The organism is Saccharopolyspora sp., from assembly GCF_017434145.1.
In the GTDB taxonomy this organism is placed as follows: Bacteria; Actinomycetota; Actinomycetes; order Mycobacteriales; family Pseudonocardiaceae; genus Saccharopolyspora_C; species Saccharopolyspora_C galaxeae.
The window spans coordinates 1-1,571 of record NZ_JAFRFW010000242.1; the positions used below are offsets into that span (position 1 = coordinate 1).

At 67.8% G+C, this 1,571-nt stretch carries 2 protein-coding genes; one reads left to right on the top strand and one right to left on the bottom strand.

Going from position 1 to position 1,571, the window contains the following annotated elements; translation table 11 throughout:
* Positions 1-244: 244 nt before the first annotated feature.
* Positions 245-478: a hypothetical protein gene (locus IJH84_RS06850; RefSeq protein ID WP_295141639.1), complete on the bottom strand. Its 234-nt coding sequence runs from the start codon at positions 476-478 to the stop codon at positions 245-247.
* A 327-nt stretch (positions 479-805) separates the two neighbouring features.
* Here IJH84_RS06850 and IJH84_RS06855 point away from each other — a divergent pair.
* On the top strand, positions 806-1,571 hold a 766-nt coding region (locus IJH84_RS06855), incomplete at its 3' end, for a helix-turn-helix transcriptional regulator (RefSeq protein WP_295141642.1).

Below are 1,571 nucleotides of genomic sequence, written 5' to 3' on the forward strand. Positions count from 1 at the left end.
CCGGAACCGCTGAGCCGCGCACAGCACCCACGTTCTCCAGGAGTGAACGGACCGTTCGCCCAATCTAGCCGGACCAACAGGCCGTTCACTCGGTGAGAGGTGGGGCGCGTCGCTGGTCGGGGTCCGCGACGCGCCCCCGTCGGTCTCCGTCGCGCGGTCGGCGGAGTTCGGCCGCTGCGGGCGGGAGACCGCCCCGGGCTCGTGCGGCGGGGAGGCGGGAGGCCGCTCGAGCCCGGAGAAGCCGCTAGTCAGATCGGGGCGTGCCGGGTGTCGGCTGCGTCGCGAGCAGAATCCCGTTGCACGCCGGGCAGGTCGGCGCCGCGAACCAGTCCACTTCGGACACTTCAGCGGTCAGCTCCAGCTGAGCGCCGCACACCGAGGTCGCCTCGGTTCTGCCACTCCACCGGCGCCCCCAGAAGGCGTGGCGCACCGAATCACTGCTCGGCCGCCAGAAGTGCCGCAACGATTCCTCAGCCATCCCCCGACCCCACTTCCGCGCACGACCGGCACGCATCGCGATCGAACTCCCCGTCCGGGCAAGCGCCGCGCCGCAGATGCACCGGCCCGTAGACGAAAGCACCGCAAGCCGACGGCAACGCCCCGCCATCGGTCCGCCGCACCACATGCCATCGCGAATCCACCGGGCCGCACGAAGCCGCCCACACCAAGTCCGTCATCTCGAAATCCCCCTGGTACCGGCTGTCTCTGCCGTTACCGCACCAGGTAATCATCGACTGTTCCGGAGCCGCAAGAACGCTTTCGGGGGATCTTCAACTCCCGATCTGCTCGGCATATTCTGTGGTGCATGGCTGGTACCACCCCGAAGGCGCGAGCACTCGGCGCAGAACTCCGAACCGCGCGCGATGCCGCGGGGTTCAGCGTCCGCACATTGGCCACCGCGCTGGACATCTCGCACGCGACGCTGTCCCGCTGGGAGACGGGCGATCGCTCGCCGAAGCCCGAGATGGTCGCGGCTTACCTGGCGAAAGTCGACGCACCCGCCGAACTCCGCAGCGAGCTGGTAGAACTCGCCCGCAACCCGGACGGCCCGCACTGGCTTTCCGTGGGGATGCCGGAGCAGCAACGGCAACTCGGCGCCCTGGTCGACATGGAGAGCACGGCAACCGCGATGACGACGGTAGCGCCGAATCTGGTTCCTGGATTGCTGCAGACCGCCGACTACGCACGAGCGATCATGGTCGCTGGCAACGTCACCGGATCGGAAATTGCGACCCGCGTCGCGGTCCGCGTGGGACGACGCGAAGCGATCGTCCGGAAGAACCCTGTGCAAATGCAGGCATTCATCGGCGAGCCGGTCCTCATGCAAACCATCGGTGGCGCCGAGGTGATGGCCGATCAGCTCGCGAAGCTGCTGGATTTCGGGCAGCTGCCGAACGTGACGATCCGGGTCATGCCGACTCGTTGTGAGTGGCATCCCGGCCTTGAGGGACCCTTCCTGCTCATGGACTTTGCGGACCAGGGTCCGGTGGTCCACCTCGAGAATCGGGTTTCCGCTCTCTTCCTGCACGAGCCGAACGACATGCAGCAGTACCGGGACGCGGCCGAGGCCA

Excerpts from the sequence above, each read along its gene's own strand:
- IJH84_RS06850 (WP_295141639.1), bottom strand. The coding sequence starts at position 478 with ATGGCTGAGGAATCGTTGCGGCACTTCTGGCGGCCGAGCAGTGATTCG.